Source organism: Trinickia sp. (assembly GCF_051961175.1).
In the GTDB taxonomy this organism is placed as follows: domain Bacteria; phylum Pseudomonadota; class Gammaproteobacteria; order Burkholderiales; family Burkholderiaceae; genus Trinickia.
In genome coordinates, this window is record NZ_JBQCDN010000079.1 from 1 (window position 1) to 4,542 (window position 4,542).

3 protein-coding genes and 1 pseudogene are annotated in these 4,542 nt (G+C 60.9%); 1 reads left to right on the forward strand and 3 read right to left on the reverse strand.

Annotated features, from left to right (window positions below):
* Positions 1-122 precede the first annotated feature (122 nt).
* The 3 genes and pseudogenes from ACTHL0_RS04345 to ACTHL0_RS04355 all read right to left on the reverse strand — a co-directional run bounded on the left by ACTHL0_RS04345 (position 123) and on the right by ACTHL0_RS04355 (position 3,827).
* Positions 123-1,886 (reverse strand): methyl-accepting chemotaxis protein, encoded by a 1,764-nt coding sequence (locus tag ACTHL0_RS04345; protein WP_440565362.1) that lies wholly within the window; start codon positions 1,884-1,886, stop codon positions 123-125.
* Between the two features lie 231 nt (positions 1,887-2,117).
* Positions 2,118-2,274, reverse strand: a pseudogene (locus tag ACTHL0_RS04350) (fatty acid desaturase); the annotation flags it as partial.
* 2 nt (positions 2,275-2,276) lie between these two features.
* Positions 2,277-3,827 (reverse strand): methyl-accepting chemotaxis protein, encoded by a 1,551-nt coding sequence (locus ACTHL0_RS04355; protein ID WP_440565363.1) that lies wholly within the window; start codon positions 3,825-3,827, stop codon positions 2,277-2,279.
* Between the two features lie 295 nt (positions 3,828-4,122).
* On the opposite strand from ACTHL0_RS04355, the gene ACTHL0_RS04360 reads away from it, so the two are divergent.
* Positions 4,123-4,542: hypothetical protein (locus tag ACTHL0_RS04360; protein WP_440565364.1), on the forward strand; the 420-nt coding region annotated here is incomplete at its 3' end.

Consider the following 4,542-nt stretch of genomic DNA (forward strand, 5'->3'; position numbering starts at 1 on the left):
ACCCCGGGTTTCGCATAAAGAAATTTGCCCGGCAAGCGGTGCGCCCTGCCGCAAATGCACACAAATGCGCCGGCGGCCAAAATGCCCTGCCCCAAACACAGCGGGCGACGGGCGCCGCGCGATCAGAACGTCTCCCAACTCTTATCGTCGACTGCCGCCATCGAAACGTCGGGCTTCGCTGCACGAGGCTCGACTCGGGCGGGCTGCGCTTTCGGACGCACGGCTGACACACTCGCAGAGCTACGTGTCGCTGCCCGAACCGGACGTGCAGCCACCGTGGCCGGCCGTTTCAGCGCGGCCGCCACGCGCGTCGGCATCGCAACATCCGCCATGTCCGACAGCTTGAACGTCCCGACGGCCGTACGCAACGTACCGGCCTGATCCTCGAGCGATTTCGCAGCCGCCGCGGCTTGTTCAACCAGCGCCGCATTTTGCTGCGTCACTTCGTCCATTTGCGAAACCGCCTGGCCGATCTGCTCGATGCCTCGGCTTTGCTCCACCGACGCCGCGGCAATTTCCTCGACCAGATCCGACACCTGCTTGATCGCCCCCTTGACCTGATTCATCGACGAACCGACTTGCGCCGCCTGCCGCACGCTGTCCTGAATCTCATCAACGGAGCTGCCGATCAATTCCTTGATTTCCTTCGCGGCCGTTGCGGAACGTTGAGCGAGGCTGCGCACTTCACTGGCCACCACCGCAAAACCGCGACCTTGCTCCCCCGCTCGCGCCGCTTCCACCGCGGCATTCAACGCCAGAATATTGGTTTGGAAGGCGATGCCTTCGATCACCGCCGTGATTTCGGAAATCTTCGCCGAACTGCCGCTGATCTTTTCGATCGTGCCGACCATCACCTGCACGGCTTCGTTGCCCTGATTCGCGAGATCGGTCGCGTTCGTCGCCAGTGCGGTCGCTTGTTCCGCATTGTCGGCGTTCTGTTTCACCGTCTGCGTCAATTCGGTCATGCTGGCCGCCGTTTCCTCGAGCGAGGCAGCTTGCTGTTCCGTGCGGGCCGATAGATCGACGTTGCCGCTCGCGATTTCGCTCGACGCCATTGCGACCGATTCGGCCGAGCGCTTGATGTCGCGCACGGTCCCGCTCAGCTTATCGTCCATCTCCTTGAGCGCGCTCAGCAACTGCCCGAATTCGCCCGCCGTATCGACAACCACGCGATTTTCAAGCCGTCCCGCTGCGATATGGTTGGCCAGTGCGATTGCTTTCTTCAACGGCTTCATGACCCATCCCTGCAGGAACATGGAGCCGGTGACCGCAACCGCAACGCCGATCACGAGCAACGCCGCCGCGACGCCAAAAATCGTCTTGAACGTCGATTCGCTTTCGGCCACCGACGCCTTCGCTTGCGCGTCGTTGACGGCGACGTCTTGCGTGAGCAAATCGCTCAGCGATCGCCCGGCCGCCGCGTGCTGATCGATCTGCGCCGCATCGGCCGTCACTTTCTGAGGGTCGGCCGCCACCTCGGCAGCGATCGTGTTGGACAGGTTCACGAAATCGCCGAGGCTCGCATTGATCTTGTCCGCGACGGCATGCTCATCGCCGGACGTCACGCTGGCAGAGTAGTACGCCTTCCATTTAGTGGAGAGCTGATCCAGATCGACACGCACGGCATCGGCAGACTCCTTCACCTTCTGCGGATCGTCGTGGAATACCTGCATCCGTCGAAACTGCAGGCGAATATCGAGCATCGACGCGCGTATTTGCGACAGTTGAATGATCGGTACTGTGGTGCCGCTGTAGCCGTCTTCCACGAGGCCGTTCAATTTGGAGAGGCCCGTCAGCGAGAACACGCCAACAACCAGCAAGAGAAGGACGCAGCTGCCGAGTATCGCCATGATCCGGACTCGAATGCTGCTCGCAAAGGTAACCATAGAAATTTTTCGCACCCCGAAAAGTTGAGGACGGGAAAGCCCTGCTCTTAAGTGCCTATCGGCCAGGAACTATGCCGGCTGAATAGGGGTTTTCGTTACAGAAATGAAACGGTAATATGATCGGTTGCCGTATTTATACAAATTCTGGAGCGATCGGCGATGGCAAAACGCTGGGCGTTCAGGCAGGCGCTCGCGTTGTCCGCAAGACGAGGCGCCTACGCTCGGAACGAACGTCTTGAATGCGGTGCCGTGGCCGCACTCGTGCCAGCGCGAATCGGCGCGAATCGGCCGGGCTGCAATAAAGCGTGCCGTATAGAAGAAACGCGGGGATGGCCCATAGCGAATGCGCGCGCCAAGCGAACCAAGCCACGGCGCCGCTCGCGACGATCCCTAATGCGCGCCCTCCAGTCTAAATACCGACACGGCGTCCCTCAACGCGCTCGCCTGCTCCTGGAGCGACTGCGCCGCAGCGGCCGCTTCCTCGACAAGCGCGGCATTCTGTTGTGTGACTTCGTCCATCTGGGTCACGGCGAGGCTCACCTCTTCGATGCCACGGCTCTGCCCCTCCGACGCCACGGCGATTTCACGAATGATCGTGGAAACCTGCCGGATCACTTCCTTGACCTGATCCATCGTGGCGCTAACGGCCGTTGCTTGATCGGAGCCCTCCTGGATCGTCTCAACCGATGTCTCGATAATGTGCTTGATCTCTTTCGCCGCGGCGGCTGCACGCTGCGCGAGACTCCGAACTTCACTCGCGACAACGGCGAATCCGCGACCGTGTTCACCCGCACGGGCTGCTTCGACCGCGGCGTTGAGCGCGAGGATGTTGGTCTGAAATGCGATGCCCTCGATCAGGCCCGTGATATCGGAAACCTTCGTCGAACTCTCGCTGATGTTGGCGATCGTTCCCAACATCTCGCGTGTGGCGCCACTGCCTTTGTCCGCCATGTCGGCCGCCTGTCTCGCCAGCGTGTCGGCCTCGAGCGCGCTCGTTGCGTTCTGTTTCACCGTTGCCGTCAGTTGCGTCATGCTCGACGCCGTTTCCTCGAGCGACGCAGCCTGCTGCTCGGTACGCGATGACAGATCGAGATTACCCGCCGCAATTTGCTGCGACGCCGCCGTCACGGCGTGGGTCGAGCGATGAACGGTACCGAGGACTTCCGCAATCCGGCTTGCGAGTGCGTTGAATGCGCTGGCGGTATCGCCGATCTCATCCGCCCGCATAACGGGAACGCGTTGCGTCAGGTCGAGCGACCGGCTGGCCGTTCGCAGAACGTTGCCTATGCCGAGCAGGCTCGTACGGATATGCCCCAGCACGCGCACGGCAAGCGCGCAGGTAAGCAGCAGGATCAATACGATGCCGGATGACAGCGTCCATACCGCGCGTGTATACACGGCATCGTTCGTATCCCGCGAATCTTCCGCCAGCTTCACGTTATATCCGGCATGCGCGGCCAGACCCGCGCGGAGCTTCTTGCTGGCGGCATCCATCGGGCCGTCCTTGAACAACGCCGTCTTGATGGCATCCGCATCGCCCGCGCGCGAGATCTCCAGGAACTTCGACACCGCGTCCTTGTAGTCGCCAAAATTGGCGCGATCGGCCTCCGTCAGTTCCCGATCGCGATCGCCGGACTGATCCTCCTTCGCGTACTTATCGATCAGACCGTCGAGTGTTTGTTTTCGAGCTGAAACCTGCTGTTCGATCGCCGACTTTCCTTCCGCGTCGAGTGTCATGCCGTGGCGGTACAACAGGATTCGGATATCGGTGAGGCTGGCCGTGATCGCGCCGAGGTCCTGCAAGGCAGGCAGTATGTGAGATTGAACGTATTCCAGACGCCCCTCGGATTGCCGCAGTTGCCAGACGCCGTACCCCCCGACCGCCACGAGCGACAGCGCAAAAAGGGAAAAAGCCAGGGCCAGCCGTTTGACAATGCTCATACGCTGTTCGCTCTTGAATTCTCGGTTGAGGCGGGCTGATCGCCCGGCCGCGGTGCGCAACGCTCTCATACGGCGAAGAAGCCGATTCACTCTTTATCGGCAACGATGGGAATTTTTTGACCCCAGGATAATGTAAGGTATTTCTGACTTTGTTGTAAGGCTGAAAGGCGCGGACTCGGCCGCCACTTTAATCTTCGTTTAAGCCCGCCCGCGCATAGTAGGCGTGACTCCCTCTGGAGCCCCATCGTTCTAGTAGTCGATTCCTCGAACTCTATCGATCAATGGAGATACGGATATGCAATTTCGTTCGTATATGGCAGCCGGCGCGCTGGCGCTGATCCCGGTCCTCGCGCTCGCTGGGCAACCGAGCGCGCCTTCCGCTGCGCAGCCGATGTTCATCAACGTCAATGGTCAAGCCGTGCCGGTGAAAGCCGAAACGCACGTCGTTCAAACCGCGGCCGGCCCGATGAAGGTCAGTACGTGGAGTTGGCACAGCCCGCAAGGCGGCGCCAGCTTCGAAATGCAAACGAGTACGGGTGGCATGCCGCCCGCTGCCGCGTTGCCGCAGATGCAGGCGATTGACTATCAAATGCACATGGCGCAAGCGCAAATGATGGCGATGCAACAGCAAATGCTGGCGTTGCAGCGTGCCGCGTTCACGGGTACGTTCGCCGCACCCGCGCAGCAGGCCGTTGTATTCGCCGCGCCGATGTGG